Source organism: Pinisolibacter sp. DMC100, from assembly GCF_056313705.1.
This window is the reverse complement of the sequence record NZ_JBQUZT010000008.1, coordinates 26759-49627: the sequence shown is the minus strand read 5'-3', so window position 1 is coordinate 49627 and position 22869 is coordinate 26759. Positions and strand designations below refer to the sequence as shown.

The window sequence follows — 22869 nt, the reverse complement described above, 5'->3', positions numbered from 1 at the left end:
TCGTCTCAGGATTTTGTCGGTCGGGGTGAGGCACCGCTCTGGCGAGCCTGATCGAGCTTGGCATTGGCGAGACCGAGGGTGGATGTGCCGTAGGATCCGGGTGCCCCGATCGCCTGATCGCGGGCGGCGGAGGCGAGCGCCCCACCGGTCGACCCGAACCCCTGCCGCATGCCGGCGAGCACGGAGGCGCCGACCGAGGCGCCGCCGGCGCGGGCCGCGGAATAGCCGGAGGCCGCGGCCCGCCCTCCCCCATGGACGAGCGCGGCGCTGCCGGCGGCGAAGGACGCGGCTTGGCCGCCGTGGCGGATCGCCTCGATGCCGCCGGTGACCGAGGTGCCCTGAACCACGCCTTGGATGATGTTCGGCACGTAGATCGAGACGACGAAGACGACGACCGAGATCCCGGCGATCGCCAGCGTCGAGACGAATTGATCGGATCCGGTCGAGGCGTTGGCGAGCCCCAAGAGAACGTCGGAGCCGATGCGGGCGATCATCACCAGCGCCATCAGCTTCATGCCGACGGAGAAGGCATAGGTCAGATAGCGGATCGCGAAATCCTTGGTGTAGGAGGAACCACCGAGGCCGAGCATGATCATGCCGGCGAGGAGCCCGACATACATCTCGACCATCACCGCGACGAAGATGGCGGCGACCAGCGAGAAGCAGACGACGACCACGACCATGGCGAAGACGGCGGCGATCGCCAACGAGTTGTCCTCGAACAGGCCGAACTTGGCCTTGTCGGACATGGTCGCCGCGACCTTCAGGCCGGCGTTGAAGACGTTCGCAGGAGACGCCGATCCACTACCGGCGCCGATCTGGTAGAGACTGTCGACGACCGCCTTGGCGAAGCTCGGCCCCTGTTCGAGCACGAAGGCGAAGAGACCGATGAACAGGATCCGCCGGACGAGGGCGGCGAACCAACCGTCGAGCGAGGCGGCCTCGATCGCCAGGAAGATCGCGGCGACCCCGACCTCGATCCCGGCGAGGATCCAGAAGAGGGAGCGCGCCGCCTGCATCACGGTCGTCTCCCAACCGCGCGCCGCCGTCACCACCTGGTTTTCCAGGGTGGTGAGAACACTGCCCTCCTGCGCGAGAGCCGGAACGGTCGCCAGGAGGCAGGCGCCCACGGCGATGACAGCGATCGGTGTCGTCGAGTTTCGCATCCCCTGTCCTCCCCTCACCAGCGCGGTTTCATCTGTTGGCCGCCGGTGGTGTCGTAGGTCTTGGGCGCGCCGAGGAAGTCCTCGGCCGTCACCCGTTTTCCTCGCGCGTTGAGCGCGAGGCCGGCGGCGGTGCCGAGAATGGCGACGACGATGAGAGCGAAGAGGAGGAAGCGCATCGGGGTCACCAGCGGGGCTCCATGGTCTGGCCGCCGCTCGTCGAGGGGGCGGTGGAATCGAAGAAGCTCTCGCGGCGGGCCTGAGCGAGATCGCGGCTCGCCTGTTCCGACTGGTACCAAGTGCCCATCATCGTCATTTGCTGGGAGACGAGACCGCGCAGCTTCTGCATCTGGGCGACCTGCTGGGCGGCGATGTCGTGGCCGACCTGCAGCGCCCGCATCTGCCCGTCGGCGCTCTCCGACATCGAGCGCAGCTGCGACATGGTCGCCTCTTCGGTCGAGAACTGCTCGGCGGTGAGACCTGCCGCTTTCAAGGTGCCGCCGATCGTGTCGCGATTGGTCGCCGACCAGCTCTGCCAGGTCGCGGAGAAGTTCTGTCCCGTCGGCCGGCTCGCCTTGAAGTCGGAATAGGATTTGAAGCGGGCAGAGAGGACGTCGTCGATGTTGCCCATGGAGAAGGAGATCCCCTGGGCCTTGGTCACGACACTCTGCAAGCGGTTGAGGTCGCTCTGAACCTGCCCCCAGACATGGGCTGGCAGCTGCGCCGTGTTCTGCAGCATGTTCTGGTAGATGCGCAGCTGGTTCTGGATCTGCTCGGCGAGTTGGGTGATCTGCGTCACCTGATTGTCGATCTGGGTCGCCGAATGGCCGACCAGACTGACCAACTCGCCGTTGTTGAGAAGCTGCGTCCATTCGGTCGCGCCACCGGTCAGGCCGCCGCCGCCGGCGGCGGCCGGGTATGGCGAGAGCAGGATCACGGCCACGGTGAAGAACGCGGCGGTGTCACGCCGATGGGAGCAAGGTTTCGGCATGAGCCACCCCTCTCTGTTGGAGCCAATGGCGGGGCCAATCGGTCCCGAACTCGGCGTGAAGGGATCGGATCGTCGCGAGGTCCGCCTTGCCCGACGCTCCGACGAAGGCGCGGGTCAGGGGCCCCAGCGCCATGTCGAACAGACGTCGACCGATTGGTGAGACGGCGTAGTACTCACGTTTCGGCACGGCATTCGCGACGATCTCGATCTGGCGCTCGTTGAACCCGATGCGCTCGTAGAACTCTCGTGTGCCCGGCTCGCGCGCTGCCCCGTTGGGCAGGCAGATCTTGGTCGGGCAGCTCTCTTTCAGGACGTCGATGATCCCGGAACGCTCGGCATCCGAGATCGATTGGGTGGCGAGGATCACCGCGCAATTGGCCTTGCGCAGCACCTTCAACCATTCCCGGATCTTGTCGCGGAAGGCGGGATGGCCGAGCATCAGCCAGGCCTCGTCGAGGATGATCAGGCTCGGCGCACCGGTGAGCCGCTTCTCGATGCGGCGGAAGAGATTGAGGAGGACGGGCACCAGGTTGCGCTCGCCCATGGTCATCAGCTCTTCGATCTCGAAGGTCTGGAAGGCGCCGAGCGCCAGACCGTCGGTCTCGGCGTCGAGAAGCTGACCCATCGAACCATCGACGGTGTAGGCGTGGAGCGCATCCTTGATCTCGCGCATCTGCACGCCCGAGACGAAGTCGGAGAGCGAGCGGCCGCGCGCCGCCGCCATCAGCTCGATCTGCCGCGAGACGGCGTTGCGATGGTCCGGGGTGACGGTCACGCCCTGGAGAACGATCAGGGTCTCGATCCATTCGGACGCCCAGGCGCGATCGGCCTCGCTCGAGAGTTCCGACAGGGGACAGAAGGCGAGAGCCCCCTCCCCTGCCCCAGCGCCGATGTCGTAGTGGTCACCGCCGACGGCGAGCGTCAGCGGCAACATCGACCCGCCCTTGTCGAAGGCGAAGACCTGCGCGCTGTCGTAACGACGGAACTGCGCGGCGATGAGCGCCAGCAGCGTCGATTTGCCCGATCCGGTCGGTCCGAACACCAGGGTGTGGCCGACGTCGTCGACATGGAGGTTGAGGCGGAACGGCGTCGAGCCCGACGCCACCTGCATCAAGGGTGGCGACCCTTCGGGATAGAAGGGGCAGGGCGCGATCTCGGCTCCCGACCAGACCGAGTTCAGCGGGATCAGATCGGCGAGATTGCGGGTGCTGATCAGCGGTTCGCGGACATTCGAATACCAATTGCCGGGCAGACTGCCGAGGAAGGCCTCGGTCGCATTGAGCGTCTCGATCCGGGCGCCGAAGCCTTCCGACTGGACCAATCGGCGCACGGCCTCGGCCTTGTCGCGCAGCCGCGCCTCGTCTTCGTCGAAGAGCACGATCACCGCGGTGTAGTAGCCGAAGGCCACGAGACCCGAGGCGGCCTCGGCGATGGCGTCCTCGGTCTCGGCGACCATCGAAGCCGCGTCCTGATCGAGGGATCGGCTCGCCGTCTGGAAGAGCTGGTCGAGGAAGGGCCGGACCTTCTGCTGCCACTTCTTTCGCGTCCGCTCCAGGCGCTCGCGCGCCTCGTGCTCATCGAGGAACATGAAGCGGCTCGACCAGCGATAGGTGAGCGGCATCAGGTCGAGGGCGTTGAGAATGCCGGGGGCGCTCTCCGCCGGTAGACCGTCGATCGCGACGATCGCCAGACGGCGATGATCGACGAGGGGCCCGAGCCCGTGGTGGAACTCGGCGACCGCCAGCCAGTCGAGATACATCGGGACCGCGGGTAGGCGGACGGGGTGGTTCTCGCCGGTAATGGCGAAGCGCACGAACTGGAAGAGCTCGTCCCAGCGCGCGACGCGAAAGCCGCCCGCCTCGCTCACCTCACGGGTGACCATCCGGCGGATCGACAGGACGCCGGCGAGATACTGCTCGATCTCGCGGATGCTGGTGCGGAAGAAGTCGAGTGTGGTGTCGACGAAGCTCGCGGTGCGGCTCTCGTCGTCGGCATAGACGAAGCGCGCCAGCCCCGCCTTGCGCGGCGAAGCCGATCGCCAGGTCAGGATCATGGCGTGACGGCTCTCGAAATGACCGCTCTCGCGTTCGAAACGTGTCCGTCGTTCGTCGTCGATCGCCCGGCTGACGGGATCGGGAAACCGGCAGGCCTCCCGAGCCGGGTAGGCCGTTGTCGGCACCCGCACCGCCTCGACCTGAATCATCCAGCCGGAACCGAGCCGCGCCAGGATGGCATTGATCCGGCGGGAGACCTCGTTGCGCTCGAAGTCGGTCGAGCTCTCGCTGTCGGGGCCGGCGAAGTACCAGCCAGCCATCAACGAGCCGTCCTTGAGCAGGATGATGCCGTTCTCGACCAGGGCCGCATAGGGCACCAGGTCGGAGAAGGACGGGCCGGAATGGCGGAAGGAGCGGAGCGCGACCATGGCCGACCTCACGCGCGACGCCAGGGGGTGGAGGTCGGTCGGTAGATCGGCCGATAGCGGATGTAACGGGCATAGACCGAGCGCATCTGCGGATCGGCCTTGGCCATCATCCGCAGGATCCCGAGGACGATCGTCCAGAGGCAGAAGCCGACGAGCGCCGAGGTCCAGGTCAGCACCACGAAGATCAGGATCGCCGCGGCGAGCCCAGTGACCAGCACCAGTTCGCGATCGGCGCCGAGCAGCAGGTTGGGACGCGACAGCGCGCGATGGATGCGCGTGCGCTCGAGCGAGGATGTCGGCTCGGCCATCACGCCCCCTCCCCTGCCCGCTCTTCGCCGACGCCGATCGAGGCGCCGGTCGAGCCGAAAAGGGCGACGATCTGGGAGGCGCCGAGCAGGATGCCGGCGACGAGGACCACGTACATCAGCCGCCGCGCGAAATCGTTGAGCTCGCCGCCGAAGATCAGCATGCCGCCCGCGACTGCGACGGCTGCCAACGCGATGAAGCCGGCGACCGGACCGGTGATCGATTGCTGGATCTGCTGCAGCGGGCTCTCCCACGGCAGACTGCCGCCGCTCGAGGCGAGTGCCGGGCCAGCGGTGCAGGCGACCGCCATGACCGAGAGGAGGACGAGCATACGGGTTTGATCAGGCGACATGGCGTCTTGCCTCGGGTGTGAGAGGGTGGGTCAGGTAGCGGCCGTCGACGAAGCCTTCGACCTCGAGGATTTCGCGCAGGCGTCGACCGGTCGCGGTCCGCTCGATCGACACGACGAGGTCGACGGCCTCGCCGATCACCTCGTGCATCGGTTGGCGGCTCGCCTCGGCCGTCAGTTGTTCGAGCCGCCGCAGGGCGGAGGCCGCGGTGTTGGCGTGAACCGTGGTGATCCCGCCGGGATGGCCGGTGTTCCAGGCCTTGAGCAGGGTCAGGGCGGCGCCGTCGCGCACCTCGCCGACGATGATGCGGTCGGGCCGAAGCCGCATCGTCGACTTCAGAAGCCGAGCCATGTCGACGGTGTCGGAGGTGTGGAGGGCGACGGCGTTCTCGGCCGCGCAGCGGATCTCGGCGGTGTCCTCGAGGATCACCAGGCGATGTTCCGGCGAGACCCGGATCATCTCGGCGATCACCGCGTTGGCGAGCGTCGTCTTGCCCGATCCGGTGCCGCCGGAGACGACGATGTTGCGGCGAGAGGCAACAGCGATGCGCAAAGCATCCGCTTGCCCTTCGCTCATCACGCCTGAGGCGACATAGGCATCGAGGGCGATCAGCTGCGACGCCCGCTTGCGGATGGTGAAGGTCGGGGCGGCGACGACCGGCGGCAACAGCCCTTCGAAGCGGTGTCCACCGATCGGCAGTTCGCCCGAGACGATCGGGCGTTCGTCGTCGACCTCAGAGCGCAGCGCATGGGCGACGCTGCCGATGACGATCTCGGCGGTTCCGGCGAACATGGTCCCGGCCTCGCGGATCCCCTCCCCCAACCGCTCGACGAAGATGCGGCCATCCGGATTGAGCATGATCTCGACGACCGATGGGTCGTCGAGCGTTGCACACAGCTCCCGCCCGAGGGCGTCTTCGAGCTTGCGAACCAGTCGGGGATGGGAGCGCGCCTGAGCCATGTCGGAGCCACCGTCTCAAGCCGCGACGGCGCGGGCGCCGAATTCGGAGACGTAGCCCGGCGGGCACACCTTCTCGAAACTCGTCCGATCGGCGGGAAGCGTTCCGGCAACGCTGATGGTCTCGCCGATGAGGAGAACCTCGCCCAACCGCCGCATCGGCCAATGCGCCCGCTGCAGGATCCGTTCGAAACGGACGTCGGTCGCCATGACGATCTCGCGGTAGCCGTTGGCCATCGACCACTGGATGACTGCGGCGAACAGCGTCAGGGTCGCCTGGTGGAGCGTCCGCGACGAGATCGTCGAGTTGGCGGTCGTGTCGACGCAGAAGCGGGAGGCCTCGATCATGCCGCGATGGGTGCGGAGCGTCCTGCCGCCGAGCAACTGCGGGAAGGTTCGCACCAACATGGTCGGGCCGGTCGCCGGCAAGAGCCGGGCGCAACCGACGACGGTGTCGGCTGGTGTGACGGCCAGGACGTAGGTCGGGCAGAGCCGATCGTACTCGTCGTGCTCCCTCCCCTCTTCGATGCGGACCTCCCAACCGAGACGCCCCCCGAAGACCCGCGCCCTCAACCGGTGCATCTGGTCGATCAGGTCGCGCGCATGATCGGTATCGGCGCTGGAGATCGCTACGGCTCGCATGGCTCGGCCCTCGGCTCGTTGGAACGAGACAGAAGGGAGCACGGATGATGCGGCGCGTCAGACCGGCGAATTTGACGGGGTACCGTCGGACAGATGTCGGCAAAGAGGAAATCGTAGAATTGTCCGTGATCCAGGCAGCGCGCCGTTATTCCCCGTCATTTTTGCCGGGGAGCGCGACCAGTCATTCGTGTTCAAGCTTGCCGTCGACCCCGGAACCCGACCCTCGATTCGAGGGTTGCTGAGGATTGATCTGAGATGGGCCCGTTGGCAGGTAAGAATGCGTTAACCAATAAGTTCTTGCCAGAATCGCGCATTTCCGTATCGTCACGACAAAGAGGCCGAAACGGCAATTTTTTCGTGACGAGAGATGTGAACGTGAACACGCCCCGAATGCCCTCTGCGGAAGACGCGGCCACCGTAGACGTGATGATCGGCGAGCACGCGCGCCTGCTCAGTTCTCAGCTACAGGCGATGAGCGAAGCGCTCTTCCCCCCGACGTCTCAGAAGACGCTTCGGCGCTTCACATCCGGCGAGGCTGCTCGCCTGATGGGTATTTCCGACTCGACGCTTCGAAAGATGACACTCGCTGGCGAAGGGCCGCAACCGGATCTCACCCATTCTGGGAGGCGTCTCTACACGCTCTCCCAGATCAACGAGATTCGCGCGCTGCTCGCTGCATCGGCCCGCGGACGCGACGCCAGAGAGTTCGTACCACACCGCTCCGGTCAAGAGCATCTCCAGGTCATCGCAGTCACGAACTTCAAGGGTGGGTCGGGAAAGACCACCACCTCTGCCCATCTCGCACAGTACCTCGCACTACAGGGGTATCGAGTTCTCGCGGTCGATCTCGATCCGCAAGCCAGCCTGTCGGCCCTGCTCGGGGTGCTTCCGGAGACCGATGTGGGGGCGAACCAGACTCTCTACGCCGCCATTCGGTATGACGAGGAACGGAGGCCGCTTCACGAGGTCGTTCGCAAGACCTATTTCGACGGTCTCGATCTGGTTCCCGGCAATCTCGAGCTGATGGAGTTCGAGCATATGTCGCCGCGGGCGCTTGCCCGCGGAGCGCACGGGGACGGTTCCGTCTTTTATCTCCGGATCGCGGAAGCGCTCGGCGATGTGGCCGAACGATACGACGTGGTTGTGATCGATTGTCCTCCGCAGCTCGGATACCTCACGCTGAGCGGCTTGTGTGCCGCGACCTCGATGACGATCACCATCCATCCGCAAATGCTCGATCTCGCGTCCATGAGCCAATTCCTGCTCATGACTCATGATCTGCTTTCGGTTGTGAGGGAGGCCGGCGGTCGCCTGCAGTACGATTTCATTCGCTATCTGGTGACGAGGTACGAGGCGCAAGACGGGCCGCAGACCAAGGTCGTCGCGTTCTTGCGGAACCTCTTCGGTGACCACGTACTCACAAACCCGATGGTGAAGAGCACGGCGATTTCCGACGCAGGCCTCACCAAGCAGACGCTCTACGAGATCGGTCGCGAGAACATGACGCGGTCGACCTACGACCGCGCGATGGAAGCGCTCGACGGAGTGAATGGGGAAATCGAGAGCTTGATCAAGCAGGCTTGGGGGCGCGTCGGATGAGGCCGCTCACCATCGATATCCGACACTCAAAAGGTGTCCACGGCGACCGGAGGTCGACTCAGTTGGGAGCTCCCAACGGCGTTGCTCGTCGATCGTCGCATAAACCCTGCTTTCGAGCCGTGCCGGAGGGCTCTTTGCCATGAGTCGCAAAGACACCGTCAATTCGCTCTTCATGACGAAGTTGGGAGCTCCCAACCCTTCCCCGGTTCAAGAGAGGGAGCGGGTTCGGAGCGGCGCCATCACTGCGATGGGAAGCTCGCTGCAACAATTGGCCGATGATGCCCGCACCGCATCCCGCCTGCAGGAACAGCTGTCGTCTGGATACGCCGTGGTCGAATTGGACACGACGTCGATCGACGGCTCGATCGTGCGGGATCGGCTCACGCTGGAGGTGGATCCGAGTTTCGACGAACTGGTCGCGAGCATCGAGGCCAGCGGGCAGCAGGTGCCTATCCTCGTTCGACCACACCCGGCAGTGTCTGGCCGCTATCAGGTCGCCTACGGGCATAGACGTCTGCGCGCCGTGGCCAAGCTCGGCCGGCCGGTACGGGCCATCGTTCAGAAGATGACGGACGATGAACTCGTCGTGGCTCAGGGCAAGGAGAACCTCGACCGTAAGGATCTGTCCTTCATCGAGAAGGCGCTCTTCGCTAGGCGTCTCGAGGACATGGGGTTTGAACGATCGGTGATCGTCGCGGCGCTGTCGACCGATAAGGCGGATCTCAGTCGCTACATCTCTGTCGTGAGAATGATCCCCGATGATCTTCTGGTCGACATCGGCCCTGCGGGCAAGGCCGGACGAGCACGCTGGATCGCGGTGGCGGAAAAGCTCAAGCTCGCCGCTGCCGATGGGCGTCTGAGTGAACTTCGCTCCTCCGAGCGCTTCTTGGCGAGTGACTCCGATGGCCGCTTCGCATTGGTCTTCGAGTGTCTCGCTTCGAATGAACGGCGTCCTGGATCGGACGTTATCGAATGGTCGACCTCTTCCGGCCTGAAGGCTGCCCGAGTCGAATACGGGCGAGGGAAGACGACGCTCACCATCGATGAACGCGCCACCCCCAATTTTGGAGCCTTCGTGGCCTCTCGGCTCGATGAGCTCCATCGGCAGTTTCTGGAAGAAGGAGGCCAAACCCCGAGCTAGGGTCCAATCTCGGAAGCCAGCCGCTCTCAAACCACACCACGAAGAGGTAGCCCGCAAAGAAGAAAGGCCCCCGAAACGACGTTCCGGAAGCCCATCTCTCTAGTTTGGCGACTGAGAGAATCACACTTCCGCGAATCGCTGTCAAGGTTTTAGAACCCGTCGGCTTGTCGTTGACGGCGAGCAGATTTTCTTTGCCCGAATGAAGGCAAAGGCATCATGCAGCCCTATCAGTCCAGAACGCCCTTCGGAGGGCGATCGCTGACGCTCGCCCATGTGGCCGCGCAGTCCAAGGCGGAGGCGCGAGCCCCCGAGAAGGTCGTCCACAAGTGGGAGGTCTTCCGTTCGATCTGTACTGCCAAAGCCAGGCTCGGGGTCTCCGAGCGGGCGCTGGCGGTGCTCGACGCGCTCCTGAGCTTCCATCCGGAGACGACGCTGTCCGGCGACAAGCTCGTGGTGTGGCCGTCGAACCGGCAGTTGGCACTCCGGGCCCACGGCATGGCGCCGGCGACCCTGCGCCGTCACATCGCTGGTCTGGTCGACGCCGGTCTCGTGGTGCGCCGCGACAGCCCCAACGGCAAGCGCTACGCTCGCAAAGGGGAGGGGGGCGAGATCGATCAGGCCTTCGGCTTCGATCTGACGCCGCTGGTTGCCCGCGCCGAGGAGATCGAGAGCCTCGCCGAGGACGTTCGCGCCGCCGATCGGGCGCTGCGGCTGGCGCGCGAGCGCATCACCATCTGCCGCCGCGATATCGCCAAGATGATTGCCACTGGCCTCGAGGAGGGCGTCGCGACGCGCCGAGAGGGCAGGGGGCCGGCAGACTGGAGCGAGGTCCATGCTCATTTCCGCTCGATCGTCGACGCCATTCCGCGCAATGCCGGGCTCGTGCAGCTAGAGGGAATCGCCGAGGACTTGTCGACGCTCGCCGACGACGTGTTCATGCTGTTGGAAATGCATGGAAAAGACGAAAATCCGAGCGTCGATGAGTCTCAAATTGAGCGTCACATACAGAATTCAAACCCACACCCCTCTACTGAACTTGAACCTCGCTTCCGAGCAGTGAGGGCGGCGAGGGCAGAGATCGAACCACGAGCGCCCAAACTCGCGGATGGCGTCTTCCCTTTGGGGATGGTGCTCCAGGCCTGTCCCGACATCATCGACTATGCCCGAGACGGCATTTCCAACTGGCGCGACTTCCTCGCCACTGCGGCCGTGGTGAGGCCGATGCTCGGCATTTCGCCGAGTGCCTGGGAGGAGGCGAGGGGAATCCTCGGCGAGGTTCAGGCAGCGGTCGTCGTCGCCGCGATCCTGCAACGTCACGCGATGATCGCCTCGGCCGGCGGCTACCTTCGCAGCCTGACGCGCAAGGCGGAGGAGGGCGGCTTCAGCCTCGGCCCGATGTTGATGGCGCTGATCGGCAGCAGGAAGCGAGAGAAGGCGAGGGCGTGAGAAGGAGGTGTCGAACGGTTCGGTTTGGAGTTTCAGATCGCCGGTCGGGCAGAACCGCCACGGTTCACCCGGATCAGGAAATTGGCGGGCGGCTTCCGCTTTGCGGTTCTTCGCGTGGGACGCTTTGCCGATCTCTCGGCGTCGAACGAGCTTGGCCAGCCGAGCGGCGATCTCCGTGTGATCGATTTCTTCCGGGTCGAAGGGGCGACCATACCAGCGGGACACCTCGGCATGGCGCTCGTGGGTCGGATCTCCCATGGCGGAGAGAAACTCCTCGAAACCGGGAATCCCTCCGACATCTTCAGGAGGCCCTCGCCGAGCGCCGCCGACGAGATGCGGGTAACTCATTCCTTCGACGAAAGGCAGAACCTCCTCGATCGTGAGGTGAAATCGCCAATCGTCCCCGAAGTCGTAGGTGTAGGTGAGCTCGCTCACCCCTCGGTCGATCAGGGCTCCGATCCTGATGTTCTTGGCGTCCCGCAAGTCGGCACCCCACTCTCGGTCGGGGATGCCGTAGCGGCGGTCGCCGATCTCGAACACGAAGAGATGACGATTGTCGAAGGGGACGACAGCCTGGATCGCGTCGTGCAGGCCCCGCAGGCTGGCGGTCGAGGGAACCTCGATCACTCGCCAGATCTTCGGCGTGACGTCGAGAAGTTCGATCCGAATGCGGGCGACGCTGTCGGCACGGGACACCGGTGTTCTCCATCGCCGGGTGAAGATCGGTCACAAACCAGGATAGAGCTTGGGAAACCAGCGCTCTACCACGTCGATGGGAAATCCGAGCCGGACGGCCGCTCGGGGACCATTCGAGACCAGAAGTCCGCGTGCCAGAAGTTGGGTCAGAACTGTGCGGGACTGACGTTCCTCGTAGCCGGTGATCGAGCCGGCGCGCCCTCTGGGAAACTCGCCCATGACGACGGCTTCGCGGAGCAGCGACCACGAGCCACGGTGCAGCGTCTTGGCGCGGATTTCCTCCTCGCACCAGATTTCCATCCGTCGCAGAAGACCGTCGAGATCCAACAGGCCTTCCATGAAGGCGACCTGGTCGAGGCTGATCTCGAGGAAGAAGGCGCAGAATGCCTCGAGGCCCGCGAGGGTCAGATTGCCTCGCCCATCGAGATCCCCTCGGCGGGGCTCGTCGGCTCCCATGAGCTTGGCCTTGTAGCGATCGACCTGTCGCGCCAGCCCGCGGGAAATCGACCAGAGCTCGGATCCGACGCCGAGCTCTCGAAAGAGCGCATGAGACAGAAGCCGGGTGACACGCCCATTGCCGTCCAGGAACGGATGAACCCAGAGCAACCGGTGATGCGAGGCGGCGACCGCAGTGATCCGTTGGATCTTCGACAGGCGACCCGGGGCGTAGGCATCGACGAGCCTCGCCAGAAAGGGCGCGATCTCGTCACCGCCTGGAGGGATGTGCCGCCCGACCTGAACATGGACCTGCCGGAACTCACCCGGGACGACGGCCAAGCGTTCTCCCGTGTCGGGATTGTCCACCCACAGGAGATCATCGGGAAGGCGGCTACAGAACTCCCGATGAAGCCAGAGGATGAAGTCCGTCGACAGGGTAGGGGAGGGAGCTTCTCCTCGGTCAATGAGCCGCTGCACCTCGATGTGGGCGATCGCTTCGCGTTGAAGATCCCGTCGACCGGGATCTGTCGAATAGTCGCCGCTCAACGCCCGGTCGATATCGACGGGATGGGTGTTGTGTCCTTCGATCAGGTTCGAATAGTAGCAATTCATCGAGCGGACGAGGTCGCCGACGCTGGTGAGTAGAAGCGGGTGGAGTCGACCGGCGAGCCCGTTCGATTTGGCAACGAGCTCAGTCGCGAGGTCGGCCAACACGTGCTTGGTGTCCTCGGGAACGAGGGGTTCGAAGAGATAGGTCGAGATCATTTTCCGCCGCTTTCGTTGCCGGAAAATCATGTTTGAAACAGGATGCTTATGTCAACTGTGAGCGCAACGATTGCCGGTATGTTTGCCGATCTGATCGAGTTGAGAAGAAGTGTTAGGACGCGGCGGTTCGTGGCGCATGGGTGGTCGTCTGCGACGCTCTGGTCGAACCGACTGCCCGGCGTTGATCAACCGTCACCGACCGGCAGTTCGGTGGTGGTCTTGTTGATCGACAGGACGATTTCGCTGGTGTAGGCGCGGATGCCCGGGGCGGTCGCCAGGATCTTGCGGGCGAAGTCCTGATAGTCTGCGACGTCGCGGCTGCGCACCAGCAGGACGTAGTCGATGTCGCCCGTCACGGTGAAACACTGCGTCACCCGGGGCAGATCCCTCATCTGCGCCTCGAAACTCGCCATCGCTTCCTCGGTCGGCCGGTCGAGCTTGACCCGCACCACGGTCAAGAGCGGCACCCCGAGCGCCGCCGGGGCGAGCAACGCCACAGTGCGTTCGATGATTCCCGTCGCGCGTAGGCGCCGCACCCGCTTCAGACAGGCGGGTGGCGACAGCCCGATCTCGTCGGCGAGCGTCTGATTGGCGATCGAGCCGTCGCGCTGGAGACGCGCGACGATGCGTCGATCGATGGCGTCGAGCGCCGGGGAGGCTTCGACGGAGGACATGCGATTTGAGAAGTCGGACGGCATTTTTGGGCCTCTCGATTTCTCTTCATGGAGGTCGATGTCACAATCGATCCGCATATGATCACCGAAAAAGAAATCGAGGCAAGGGGCGCTTCGCCTATCCTTCTCGGAGAGGATCGAGCAGGAGAGGCGGCCGATGGCGGCGGGAAGCGGGCATGAATCGTTCGGTGGCGTCACCCCGTCGAGTGCGGCATGGATGCTGGCGCTCGCCGTGATCTGGGGCTTGTCGATCCCGATCACCAAATACGGCCTGGAGACGTTGCCGCCCCTGACGCTCACCGCCCTGCGTTTCGCCATTGCGGTGCCGTTGCTCCTCGCCTTCGGAGCCCGCCGGCGGCTACCCCGGCGCGCCTGGCCGCGCGTCGCGGCGCTCGGCGGGCTCGGCATCGGCGTCGGTCAGGTGGCGCAGACCCTCGGTATCGAGGGCACGACCGCCTCGGTCGGCACGATCGTCTCGGCGACGATCCCGCTGTTCGTCGTGGTCTTCGCCGCCGTTCGGCTGAAGCAGGCGGTGACCATTCGTCAGCGCATCGGGCTCGTCGCCGCCTTCGTCGGCATCGCGCTGGTGGCGACGGGGCAGGGCGGCGACACCGCGCCGTCGGGCGGATCGACGTTGGTCGGCGCGGTCTGGCTGCTGATTTCGGCGCTCGCCATCGCCTTCTACTACGTGTGGAGCGTGGAATTGACCCGCGACTTCGGAACCGCCGCGGTGGCGGCATGGAGCACGGTCTTCGGCTTCGTCTCGCTCCTGCCGTGGACGGCGTGGGAGATCGCGCATGTGCCGATCCGCCTCACGACGGAGGGTCTCGTGGTAGCCGCTTATCTCGGGATGGCGGTGACGGTCGCCGGGCTCTTTCTGTGGCTGCACCTGTTGCGCACCGTGCCGGCGCGGACGGCGGCCGCCGTGCAGTATCTCCAGCCCGTCGTCGGCATCGCCGCTGCCGCCGCGATGTTCGGCGATGCGCTCGGTTGGCTCTTCGCCGCCGGTGTCGGGCTCATTCTGGCCGGCCTCGCTCTCGCCGTCGCCGGTCCGCGCGGGAGCCGCTGACGTCTCGATGACGGTTCCCTTCCTGCCCGTGCCCTGCTACCTCCGGCGGTCCGAGCGCTCGTCCGAGCGATCGATGCCCAGCGTCCCGCCGTGACGAGGAAACGATGCCCGCAATTCGGATCGAGAAAGGCACCGGTGACGTCGCGCGGTTGGCGATCGCCCAGGCGCTCGCCGGGGCCAATGCCGCCGTCTTCTATGCGACGGGGGCGATCGTCGGCGACGTCCTCGCCCCGTCCAAGGCACTGACCACCCTGCCGATCTCGATCTTCGTCGTCGGCATGGCGGTCGCCACGCTGCCGGCCGGGGCGCTCGCCCGACGCCACGGCCGCCGCGCCGCCTTCCTCGTCGGCACCGGGGCCGGTGTGCTCGCCGGGCTCCTCGCCATGGTGGCGGTGATCGAAGGGATGTTCTGGCTCTATTGCCTCTCCGCCTTCCTCGGCGGGGCCTATGGCGCGGTCGTGTTGTCGTTCCGCTTCGCCGCCGCCGATTGCGTGACCCCGGAGCGGCGCCCGCGCGCCATGTCGCTGGTCATGGCCGGCGGCGTCTTCGCCGGGGTGATCGGCCCGCAGCTCGTCAATCACACCATGGATCTGTGGCCGCCCTACCTCTTCGCCGCCACCCATCTCGGCCAGGCCGCGGTCGCCGCGCTCTCCGCGTTGGTTCTCGCCGGCGTCCACGTGCCGATGCCGAGCCGCGCCGAGATCGCCGGCGGCAGGCCGCTCGGCGAGATCGCTCGCCAGCCGCGCTTCGTCGTCGCCGTGGTGTGCGGCGTCGTCTCCTACATGGTGATGAATTTCCTGATGACCGCCGCACCGCTCGCGATGCGGCTCTGTGGTCTGCCGCAGGAGACGGCGAACCTCGGCATCCAGTGGCACATCGTCGCCATGTACGCGCCGGGCTTCGTCACCGGGCATCTGATCACCCGCTTCGGCGCCGTGCCGATCGTCGCCCTCGGCCTCGTTCTCATCGCGATCTCCGCCGCCACCGGCCTGACCGGCATCGAGGTGGCGCATTTCTGGGGGATGCTGATCCTGCTCGGCATCGGCTGGAACTTCGGCTTCGTCGGCGCCTCCGCCCTGGTGCTCGAGTGCCATCGCCCCGAGGAGCGGACGCGGGTGCAGTCGCTCAACGACTTCCTGGTGTTCGGCACGATGACGCTCGGCTCGCTGTCCTCCGGCGGCCTGTTGGCGGCGTCGGGCTGGACCATGGTCCTCGCCACCTCCTTCGTGCCCTTGGGGCTTGTGGCGGTGGCGTTGGTCGTTCTGGGGCGGTCGCCACGGGCGAGCGCGGGGTGACGCCGTACATTCGCTGTTCACGCCGCCGGATCTGCCGACGCTGACCGAACTGGCACCGGAGCGGACCTTCTACGTCAACGCCTCTCCGAGACGCTCAATCCCGGCCTGCGGCTCGGTCTCGGCGCCCAGAGTAGGACGGATCTCGAGCGGACGCTGATGGCGCTCGCAGGGCTCGCGGCAGGAGAGGGGGAATGCGGCGGGGTGTAATCGTGACGAACGCGGCAACGGTCATCGGACGAGGGTAGGGACGGCGCTGGACGAACTATCCCTCGCCGGATCCCAACACACGCGCGGCCGTCGTTGGGATCGAGCCGATCTCCAGCCGTTCGGTGAGGACGACGAGTTTCATGAGGTCGTCGGTCAGGAAGCCGTCGAATTTCGCGCGTTCGGGCTTGGTGACGTGCTCGGCGATGGTTCTGGCATCCGGCGGCGGCTCGTGCGACAGGACCTCCAGCTTGGCGCGCATACCATCGGTGCCGCAATTTTCGATGGCGACGGCGTGACGCTCGGTTCCGACGACGAAGCCCCGTGCGGTCAAGGCGAGCGCGAAGGTCTCGAGCTTGCGCGTCCCGACCCAGGGGAAGAGAAGCACGCCCGATCCGTCGGCGACGATCGAGGTTTCGGCGAGGCGGAGATCCACCCAGGCCGACCGCGCCTCGGCGAGAAGGCGCGAGGCTTCGGCATCGAGATAGGCGGGAACCTCGCTCGAAGCGAGCACGGCGCGCATCGTCGCGACGAGGCGATCGTGCACCCCGCCCCAATCGCCGGAGAACGATGGCGGCAGGGCGCGGCGGGTCGGCTCCACCGCGATCACCCGCGCTTCGTCGTCGATCGTCACGATTCGCCACCGGCGTCCCGAGAAGATCATCGTCTGCCCGGGCGCGACGGTGACGTCCATCGGCTTGGTGCCGAGCGTGCGCCCGGCGTGGACGATCCGATACTCCACCGGCGTGGCGAAGACCGCATAGAAGTCATGGGCCTCGGCGATGGCCTCGCCCTGCTCGCCGATCATCAGGAGCCCGTCGGGCGACTGCTCGATCAAGCGGGCCTGCGGGCGCGCCATGGCGTGCAGGAGATCGGCGAAGACCGATTTGCTCACCGTCCAGAACGGACCACGGTCGCACAGGAGCTTCCAGGCGGTGGCCGGGCGAATGCCGCCGGTCTGGCAGACGGTGGCGAGGATCTGATGGATCAGGGTCGACAGATGCAGACCCGTCGGGTTCGGCGGCTCGCACCAACCTTCCTCCAGGCAGACGATCATCGCGATCGCCTGAACGAGGTCGAGGTGCAGCCGGTCGACGGCGTTGGCGCCCGGGCCGACGGCGAACTCCGGCGAGAAGATCCGCAAGACGGCGGGTCGACCGGCGCGCCGCCCTGAGCGGCCGAGGCGTTGGCGCAACGAGGCGACCGAGACGCCCGGGCCGATCTGCGCGACGGCATCGACGTCGCCGATGTCGATGCCCAGTTCGAGCGTCGTGGTGGCGACGGCGGTCGTCGGGCGCGGGTCGTCGCGCAGTCGGATCTCGAGATCCTCGCGCGCGGCCTTGGCGAGATTGCCGTGATGGGGGAAGAACTCGTTGGGAAGGGCGTTCTCCTCGCACATCGCTCGGAGCGTGTCGGCGTAGATCTCGACGCGGTCGCGCGAGCCGGCGAAGAGCAGATTGGTCTTGCCGCGCAGCAGACGGAAGAGATCGTAGGCGAGCCTCGGCGGAACCAGGGGCGGCGGCTCGGGGGGAGGGGCGTCCTCATCCTCGACTTCCAGTGCCGCCGTCGTACGTGCGTCGGTCCTGGTCACTTCGTAGCCCCGAATCTGCAGGCGCAGCCCGTTGCCGGGATCGTCGCCGTGGACGAGGGTGACGTGATCGCCACCGCGCGGCCGCAGTGCCTCGGCCGCCAACCCCATGTCGCCGAGGGTCGCAGACAGGCCGATCCGGTCGATCCGCTCGCGACCTGCCGCGACTTCGATCCGCGTCAGGATCGACTGCAACTGCATGCCGCGTTCGGAGCCGATGAAGGCGTGCAACTCGTCGATCACGATCGCCTCGAGATCGCGAAAGAGGCGCGGTGCGTCGCGGCCACGGCGCACGAGGGTGGCTTCCAGCGACTCCGGCGTGATTAGGACGATGCCGGTCGGTCGATCGCGCACGCGCTTCTTCACCTCGGCCGAGACGTCGCCGTGCCAGCGATGGAGCGGCACCGCGCAGGCCTCGCAGAGGGACTCCAGTCGACGATACTGGTCGTTGATCAGAGCCTTGAGCGGCGCCACGTAGAGTGCGGCGAACCCCTGGGTCTCGGGGCCGCCGGTCGCGACGATGCGGGTCAGCAGCGGCAGAAAAGCCGCTTCGGTCTTGCCGGCCGCCGTGCGCGCCGAGATCACCACGTCGCCACCGGCCAGGATCGCCGGAATCGCCTTGTCCTGGACGTCGCGCAGGCGGGTCCAGTTCTGCTGCCAGATCCAGCGGCGGACGGGTTCGGCGAGACGATCGAGCGCCGCCATGAGCGTCACAGCCTGAGGGCGGTCAGCGCGTCGTCGTCATCGCCGTCGTCGCCGACGATGGCGAGATCTTCGACCATCCCGGGGTCGGCGGCGATCGACACGACGCCTAGACGGTCGCGCCAGTCGGTCCCCGGGTTCTGCTCCAGAATGGCGAGGAGATCGACGAAGGCCTTCACCGTGTTGCGCGGGGTGCGGAAATAGGCCTCGCCGATGCGTTTCTCACAGTGCTCCATGAAGGCGTGCAGGGCTTCGTCGGGGAGGAGGTGGCGGGCCGGATCGCCGGCCGCGAAGACGTCGCGCAGGCGCTCGAGCAGATGGAACAGTTCCTCGGGCGTCAGATTGGCGAGGCGGACGACCGGGCCGGAATAGTCGGCGAGACCATCGACGGCGAAGCCGTTGGTCGCCAGCCGCGACTGCAACGCTTCGTAAGAGTAGAGGCCGCGGCGGGTGTCGTAGAGAAATTCCGGCGTGCCGCCGAGGACGAAGCCGAGCCCCTCGGTCGTTCCCTGGAGCACGTCGTTGAGGATGCGCAGGATCTGCTCGTAGTTCTGTTTCCGCGCCTGCACGCTCTGCAGCTTGTAGAGGTTGACGAGCTCGTCGAGACAGACCAGCAGGCCGCCGAAGCCGGCGAGCCGCGTGAAGCGGGCGATCAGGCGCAGTCCGTCGTAGAAGGAGGCGTCGTCGATGATGGTGCGGACTCCGAGATCGGCGCGCGCCTCGGTCTTGGTGGTGTATTCGCCGCGCAGCCAGCGCAGGGCGGCGGCCTGGAGGTCATCGTTGCCTTCCTCGTAGGCGCGGGCATAGGCGGCGACCACGGTGGCGAAGTCGTAACCCGACACCATGTCGCGGATGTCGGCGAGCGCCTCGCGAATGGCCGCCTCGATGGTCTTGCCGGACGCGGCCGCCTTTTCGGTCGTCTTCTGGATGAAGCTCTCGAGGATGTTCTTCAGGGCCCCGCCTTCCGGCGCCGTTCGAGTCGCGATGCTCTTGGCGAGCTCGGCATAGAGACTGCGGGCCTGGCCGCCGGTGGCGTGGATGCGGCGATCCGGCCCGAGATCGGCTTGGGCGACGACGAGCTTCTTCTGCAGGGCGATCTGCCGCACGAGGAACAGGAAGAAGGTCTTGCCGGCCCCGTATTCGCCGATGACGAAGCGGATCCCGGCGCCGCCCTCGGCGATGCGGTCGACGTCGCGGACCAGAGCCTCGATCTCGCGCTGGCGGCCGACCTGCACGTGCTGCAGGCCGATGCGCGGAACGACGCCGGCCCTGAGGGCATTGATGATGGTGTCGCGATCACGTGGGCGAATGGTCGGCTTCGGGGTCATGCGGGGCTACTCGAACGGGTTTCGGGAAGAAGGTGGGCGTTGGCGACGATCGGGTCGTCGCCTTCGATGAGGACGTCTTCGAAGCGGTCGAGCGCCCAGTCGTTGAGGACCTCGATCACCGCGCCCGGCATCAGGCCGGCATTGCGGACCAATTGTTCGAAATCGCGTCGCGGCCACTCCGGGCGTTCGACGATTTCGGCGAGCAGGGCCCGATGGCGACCGTCGAGCCCGTCGTCGCCCTCGTCGTCGGTGCCGGCGACGTCTGGCGGCGGCGCGGCGATCTCCTCCACATCGGGCTCGTCCTCGGCGAAGATCTGCGAGAGGACCGATGCCGTCCCCGCCGTCTCGCGACGGATGGCGGAGAGCCGAGCGAGGTCGATGCCGCCGGGCGATGCCGGCGCCGTGGCGCGAGAGAGGGGGACCGCCGGAGTTTGCGGGTCCGGCGTCGCCTTCGGCGAAGCCACGGGCATCGACACGACGTTGCCGTGCAGCTGGGCGTAGAGCGAGGCACCGTCGAGGTCGAGTTGTCGGAAGAGCTTTTCGAGCAGCGCGACCTCGCGGGGCTCGACGATGCCGTCACTCCCGGCGATGGCGATCAGCGATCGGCCCAACTGTTCGCGAGCACTCGCCGGTGCCGCCTTCAGCCGCGCCTTCAGATCGGCGAGCCCATGCGGCGCGGCGATCTGAACCTTCATCTCGGCGATCAGACGCCGCCGCTCGTCGGGCTCGAGCCCCTCGGTGTGCGCGATCATAGCCAGGAGGCCCGCCTGCTCCGACGGATCGAAGCTGCCGTCGGCCAGTGCGATCATCATCGCCAGGGCGAGCGAGAGCTGAGCCATCCGAAAGGCGTCGCCGGGGGGAGCCGGGGTGCCGTCGTCTCGTTCGAGCGCGAAGACGACCGCCGGATCATCGGCCTTCACCGGCCGCAGGACGGCGAGCGGATCGAAGGTGACGCCGAAGCCGAGGCTGGTGAGGAGAGCCGCCCAATCGCGCAGGCGCGCCTTGGCGATCGATCCGCCGGTGTCGAGGCCGAGACGCGCGGCCAGATCGCGCGCGGTGACGGGGTCGCCGGTCTGCGCGAGGTCCCGCAAGACGGCGAGAGGATTGCCCGGGAGGGCCTCGGCGCGGGTTTGGCGCAGGAGCGCCGGCAGTCTGGCGACGGCGGCCAGGGTCGGCACGAGACCGGGGGATTTCCCGAGTTCGCGGCTGTAGGCGTCGAGCGCGGTCGTGCAGTCCTCGAGAAGGCGACGGGCGGTGCCGATCGGTTCGGCGAGACCGGAGATGTCGGGAAGACCGTGCTCGGCGGTCACGAGATCGATCTCGAACGAACCACTGGCAGCGCGATAGCTCGCCTTCAGCCGGCGAATGCGTGAGGCTCCGCCGACCCGGACGCCTTTGGGAAAGGTCTTCGCGACGGCGTCGGCGAAGAGCGCTCGCAATTCGGCAGGGGCTCGCTTGGCGGGTGTGCGGACGTTGGTCTCTGGATGGGTCTTGGTGAAGGCCAGCAGCAGGTCCGGTTCGATCGGCTGTCCGTCTGCGACCCGTCGACCGAGGGCGACGAGGATTTCCAAGGGAACCTCGAAACCGGAAGCGTCGGGATCCCAGCAGAGGTCCGCAGTGACGCCCTCGGCCTTGATCGCCTCGGATCTCAGCAACGTCGTCGCATACCGACGGAACGAGTGATTGGTGCCGTGGATGTCGAGCAGACGTTTCACCTCACGGCGAACGGGCAGACGATCGGATGCCGGGCAATCGATCATCAGGCGTCGTTCGAGACCGTAGAAATACAGGAAGACGAAGCCGATTTCGGTGGTCGGGTCCGATCTGTCGCTCGCCAGCCAGTCGACGTAGACCTTCCGCGCCGAGGGGGAGAGGTCCGAATAGGAGGGCCAGTAGGGGAGGTAGAGCTCGCTCGGATCGACTCGCGTCGCGATCGGCAGAGCGGGGTCGACGAGGCAGTTCTCGTTGGTGAAGCGGTCGCCCCGGCGCGGCAACGTGCCGCCGAGCCAGATCGACCCCCGCGTAACCGATCGGGAACCGATGGTCACCGGCGTTCCCTCGGGGATCCAGATCGCGGGAGACCCTTTCGGGGAGGGGGTGCGGAGGACCTCGAAGACGGAACGTCGGTGCGCTTCCAATTCGGTGGCGAGGCCGGATGTCGGTCGTTGCTCTTGCCGCCGCATCGGCTCGTCGGTAGAGGCCGTGATCGTCGCCACGACGATCTTCTCCCCCTCGGCGCGCCCGCCGGAATACCATTCTCGTCGCCGCCGGGCCTCGTCGAGCGTCCGGCCGTATTCGTCGAGCCTCTGCGCGAGAGGATCAGCCGGCGCTCCGACGGAGACCGCCGGCTGGGCGACCTCCGTAGCGACGACCGGTCGGCGATCCGGCTCCGCCGAAGCCGTCGCAGCCGAGCCGACCACGGCACGGGTCGTCCGCCGCAGCCACCAGACGACCCCGGCGAAGGCGAGCGCGCCGATGAAGGCGAGACCACCCCACGGGGTCGATTGGGACGGGCTCGGCGGGATCGGTGCCGGCCGCACCTCGGGTGGCGCGATCATGGCCGCCGGAGGAGAGACGTGAGTCGTCGGTGGGGCCGGCTTCTCGAAGACGAGGCCGAACGATGCCGCCATCGTCGCCCACTCCGGACAGGATCGGGAGCGATGGGCATCGTCGAGAAAGGGACGCCCGGTGACCTCTCGATCGGCGGCGATCTCGATGATCGTCCGCAGCTCGTCGTATCGATCCGCGAACCGGCCCTTTACACGCTCGACCACTTTGGTCGTGTCGACGTCAGCGATACTGCAGCGCCCGATCCCGGTCAGGGACAGCCGCAGGAGGGTGACCAGGTCGCCGTTGGTCCGGTCGAGGAGGGGCTCGGTCCGCTGATCGGCCGCCACCTTCATCTCGGCGTCGAGGCCGAAGCGTTCGGGCATCAGCAGGCGCAGCGTGGTTCGATCGACGATTCCGGTCGCTGGAAGGCCGGCGGCCCGCTGAAAGGCCTGCAGCGCTCTGTCGGAACGTTTGCCCCACACGCCGTCGACGGCGCCGACGTCGTGCCCCCGCAGCGAGAGGGCGCGCTGGACCTCGATCGAC

At 66.4% G+C, this 22869-nt stretch carries 18 protein-coding genes and 1 pseudogene; 5 read left to right on the top strand and 14 right to left on the bottom strand.

Features of this window, described 5'->3' with window-relative positions:
* Nucleotides 1-5: 5 nt before the first annotated feature.
* The 8 genes from trbL to traI are packed head-to-tail and all read right to left on the bottom strand — an operon-like array spanning nucleotide 6 to nucleotide 6831.
* Nucleotides 6-1166, bottom strand: coding sequence for a P-type conjugative transfer protein TrbL (gene trbL / locus ACT541_RS18845; RefSeq protein ID WP_476138642.1), 1161 nt, complete (start codon nucleotides 1164-1166; stop codon nucleotides 6-8).
* A 14-nt stretch (nucleotides 1167-1180) separates the two neighbouring features.
* The gene (locus tag ACT541_RS18840; RefSeq protein WP_476138690.1) at nucleotides 1181-1342 is read right to left on the bottom strand and encodes a DUF2749 domain-containing protein; all 162 of its coding nucleotides are present in this window, start codon (nucleotides 1340-1342) and stop codon (nucleotides 1181-1183) included.
* 5 nt (nucleotides 1343-1347) lie between these two features.
* Nucleotides 1348-2154, bottom strand: coding sequence for a P-type conjugative transfer protein TrbJ (trbJ, locus tag ACT541_RS18835; protein ID WP_476138641.1), 807 nt, complete (start codon nucleotides 2152-2154; stop codon nucleotides 1348-1350).
* Complete coding sequence (locus tag ACT541_RS18830; RefSeq protein WP_476138640.1) at nucleotides 2126-4576, bottom strand: conjugal transfer protein TrbE; 2451 nt, start codon at nucleotides 4574-4576, stop codon at nucleotides 2126-2128. Before ACT541_RS18830 ends, trbJ begins: the two co-directional genes overlap by 29 nt.
* 8 nt (nucleotides 4577-4584) lie before the next feature.
* The gene (locus tag ACT541_RS18825; protein ID WP_476138639.1) at nucleotides 4585-4884 is read right to left on the bottom strand and encodes a conjugal transfer protein TrbD; all 300 of its coding nucleotides are present in this window, start codon (nucleotides 4882-4884) and stop codon (nucleotides 4585-4587) included.
* Nucleotides 4884-5234 (bottom strand): TrbC/VirB2 family protein, encoded by a 351-nt coding sequence (locus ACT541_RS18820; RefSeq protein ID WP_476138638.1) that lies wholly within the window; start codon nucleotides 5232-5234, stop codon nucleotides 4884-4886. The genes ACT541_RS18825 and ACT541_RS18820 overlap by 1 nt, the downstream gene beginning before the upstream one ends.
* Nucleotides 5224-6192, bottom strand: coding sequence for a P-type conjugative transfer ATPase TrbB (gene trbB, locus ACT541_RS18815; RefSeq protein WP_476138637.1), 969 nt, complete (start codon nucleotides 6190-6192; stop codon nucleotides 5224-5226). The genes ACT541_RS18820 and trbB overlap by 11 nt, the downstream gene beginning before the upstream one ends.
* Before the next feature lie 15 nt (nucleotides 6193-6207).
* A complete protein-coding gene (traI, locus tag ACT541_RS18810) occupies nucleotides 6208-6831 on the bottom strand; it encodes an acyl-homoserine-lactone synthase (protein WP_476138636.1) in 624 nt (207 codons plus the stop codon).
* A gap of 390 nt (nucleotides 6832-7221) precedes the next feature.
* On the opposite strand from traI, the gene repA reads away from it, so the two are divergent.
* From repA to repC, 3 genes are all read left to right on the top strand, one after another.
* Complete coding sequence (gene repA / locus ACT541_RS18805) at nucleotides 7222-8430, top strand: plasmid partitioning protein RepA (RefSeq protein WP_476138689.1); 1209 nt, start codon at nucleotides 7222-7224, stop codon at nucleotides 8428-8430.
* A gap of 139 nt (nucleotides 8431-8569) precedes the next feature.
* The gene (repB, locus tag ACT541_RS18800; protein ID WP_476138635.1) at nucleotides 8570-9571 is read left to right on the top strand and encodes a plasmid partitioning protein RepB; all 1002 of its coding nucleotides are present in this window, start codon (nucleotides 8570-8572) and stop codon (nucleotides 9569-9571) included.
* A gap of 216 nt (nucleotides 9572-9787) precedes the next feature.
* The gene (repC, locus tag ACT541_RS18795; RefSeq protein WP_476138634.1) at nucleotides 9788-11017 is read left to right on the top strand and encodes a plasmid replication protein RepC; all 1230 of its coding nucleotides are present in this window, start codon (nucleotides 9788-9790) and stop codon (nucleotides 11015-11017) included.
* Nucleotides 11018-11251: 234 nt separating this feature from the next.
* Here repC and ACT541_RS18790 read toward each other — a convergent pair.
* The 3 genes and pseudogenes from ACT541_RS18790 to ACT541_RS18780 form a co-directional block, all read right to left on the bottom strand.
* Nucleotides 11252-11644, bottom strand: a pseudogene (locus tag ACT541_RS18790) (plasmid pRiA4b ORF-3 family protein); the annotation flags it as partial.
* 99 nt (nucleotides 11645-11743) lie between these two features.
* Nucleotides 11744-12763, bottom strand: coding sequence for a Fic family protein (locus ACT541_RS18785; RefSeq protein ID WP_476138688.1), 1020 nt, complete (start codon nucleotides 12761-12763; stop codon nucleotides 11744-11746).
* A gap of 338 nt (nucleotides 12764-13101) precedes the next feature.
* Nucleotides 13102-13590 (bottom strand): Lrp/AsnC family transcriptional regulator, encoded by a 489-nt coding sequence (locus ACT541_RS18780; protein ID WP_476138633.1) that lies wholly within the window; start codon nucleotides 13588-13590, stop codon nucleotides 13102-13104.
* Between the two features lie 217 nt (nucleotides 13591-13807).
* Between ACT541_RS18780 and ACT541_RS18775 the strand changes: the two genes are divergently transcribed.
* Both ACT541_RS18775 and ACT541_RS18770 read left to right on the top strand, forming a co-directional pair.
* On the top strand, nucleotides 13808-14659 hold the full coding sequence (locus ACT541_RS18775; protein WP_476138632.1) for a DMT family transporter: 852 nt from the start codon (nucleotides 13808-13810) through the stop codon (nucleotides 14657-14659).
* Nucleotides 14660-14763: 104 nt separating this feature from the next.
* Nucleotides 14764-15954 carry an MFS transporter gene (locus tag ACT541_RS18770; RefSeq protein ID WP_476138631.1) on the top strand — a complete coding sequence of 397 codons (1191 nt, stop codon included), beginning with the start codon at nucleotides 14764-14766 and terminating at the stop codon, nucleotides 15952-15954.
* Between the two features lie 262 nt (nucleotides 15955-16216).
* On the opposite strand, the gene ACT541_RS18765 is transcribed toward ACT541_RS18770, so the two are convergent.
* The 3 genes from ACT541_RS18765 to ACT541_RS18755 are packed head-to-tail and all read right to left on the bottom strand — an operon-like array spanning nucleotide 16217 to nucleotide 22808.
* Nucleotides 16217-18451, bottom strand: a complete 2235-nt coding sequence (locus ACT541_RS18765; protein ID WP_476138630.1) for a DEAD/DEAH box helicase — start codon at nucleotides 18449-18451, stop codon at nucleotides 16217-16219.
* Nucleotides 18452-18456: 5 nt separating this feature from the next.
* Nucleotides 18457-19776, bottom strand: coding sequence for an ATP-binding protein (locus ACT541_RS18760; protein ID WP_476138629.1), 1320 nt, complete (start codon nucleotides 19774-19776; stop codon nucleotides 18457-18459).
* Nucleotides 19773-22808 carry a TerB N-terminal domain-containing protein gene (locus ACT541_RS18755; protein WP_476138687.1) on the bottom strand — a complete coding sequence of 1012 codons (3036 nt, stop codon included), beginning with the start codon at nucleotides 22806-22808 and terminating at the stop codon, nucleotides 19773-19775. Before ACT541_RS18755 ends, ACT541_RS18760 begins: the two co-directional genes overlap by 4 nt.
* Nucleotides 22809-22869 lie beyond the last annotated feature (61 nt).

What these genes read in the sequence shown, in the direction of transcription:
- trbL (WP_476138642.1), bottom strand. Translation starts at nt 1,166, where the DNA reads ATGCGAAACTCGACGACACCGATCGCTGTCATCGCCGTGGGCGCCTGC.
- ACT541_RS18840 (WP_476138690.1), bottom strand. Translation starts at nt 1,342, where the DNA reads ATGCGCTTCCTCCTCTTCGCTCTCATCGTCGTCGCCATTCTCGGCACC.
- trbJ (WP_476138641.1), bottom strand. Translation starts at nt 2,154, where the DNA reads ATGCCGAAACCTTGCTCCCATCGGCGTGACACCGCCGCGTTCTTCACC.
- ACT541_RS18830 (WP_476138640.1), bottom strand. Translation starts at nt 4,576, where the DNA reads ATGGTCGCGCTCCGCTCCTTCCGCCATTCCGGCCCGTCCTTCTCCGAC.
- ACT541_RS18825 (WP_476138639.1), bottom strand. Translation starts at nt 4,884, where the DNA reads ATGGCCGAGCCGACATCCTCGCTCGAGCGCACGCGCATCCATCGCGCG.
- ACT541_RS18820 (WP_476138638.1), bottom strand. Translation starts at nt 5,234, where the DNA reads ATGTCGCCTGATCAAACCCGTATGCTCGTCCTCCTCTCGGTCATGGCG.
- trbB (WP_476138637.1), bottom strand. Translation starts at nt 6,192, where the DNA reads ATGGCTCAGGCGCGCTCCCATCCCCGACTGGTTCGCAAGCTCGAAGAC.
- traI (WP_476138636.1), bottom strand. Translation starts at nt 6,831, where the DNA reads ATGCGAGCCGTAGCGATCTCCAGCGCCGATACCGATCATGCGCGCGAC.
- repA (WP_476138689.1), top strand. Translation starts at nt 7,222, where the DNA reads ATGCCCTCTGCGGAAGACGCGGCCACCGTAGACGTGATGATCGGCGAG.
- repB (WP_476138635.1), top strand. Translation starts at nt 8,570, where the DNA reads ATGAGTCGCAAAGACACCGTCAATTCGCTCTTCATGACGAAGTTGGGA.
- repC (WP_476138634.1), top strand. Translation starts at nt 9,788, where the DNA reads ATGCAGCCCTATCAGTCCAGAACGCCCTTCGGAGGGCGATCGCTGACG.
- ACT541_RS18785 (WP_476138688.1), bottom strand. Translation starts at nt 12,763, where the DNA reads ATGAATTGCTACTATTCGAACCTGATCGAAGGACACAACACCCATCCC.
- ACT541_RS18780 (WP_476138633.1), bottom strand. Translation starts at nt 13,590, where the DNA reads ATGTCCTCCGTCGAAGCCTCCCCGGCGCTCGACGCCATCGATCGACGC.
- ACT541_RS18775 (WP_476138632.1), top strand. Translation starts at nt 13,808, where the DNA reads ATGCTGGCGCTCGCCGTGATCTGGGGCTTGTCGATCCCGATCACCAAA.
- ACT541_RS18770 (WP_476138631.1), top strand. Translation starts at nt 14,764, where the DNA reads ATGCCCGCAATTCGGATCGAGAAAGGCACCGGTGACGTCGCGCGGTTG.
- ACT541_RS18765 (WP_476138630.1), bottom strand. Translation starts at nt 18,451, where the DNA reads ATGGCGGCGCTCGATCGTCTCGCCGAACCCGTCCGCCGCTGGATCTGG.
- ACT541_RS18760 (WP_476138629.1), bottom strand. Translation starts at nt 19,776, where the DNA reads ATGACCCCGAAGCCGACCATTCGCCCACGTGATCGCGACACCATCATC.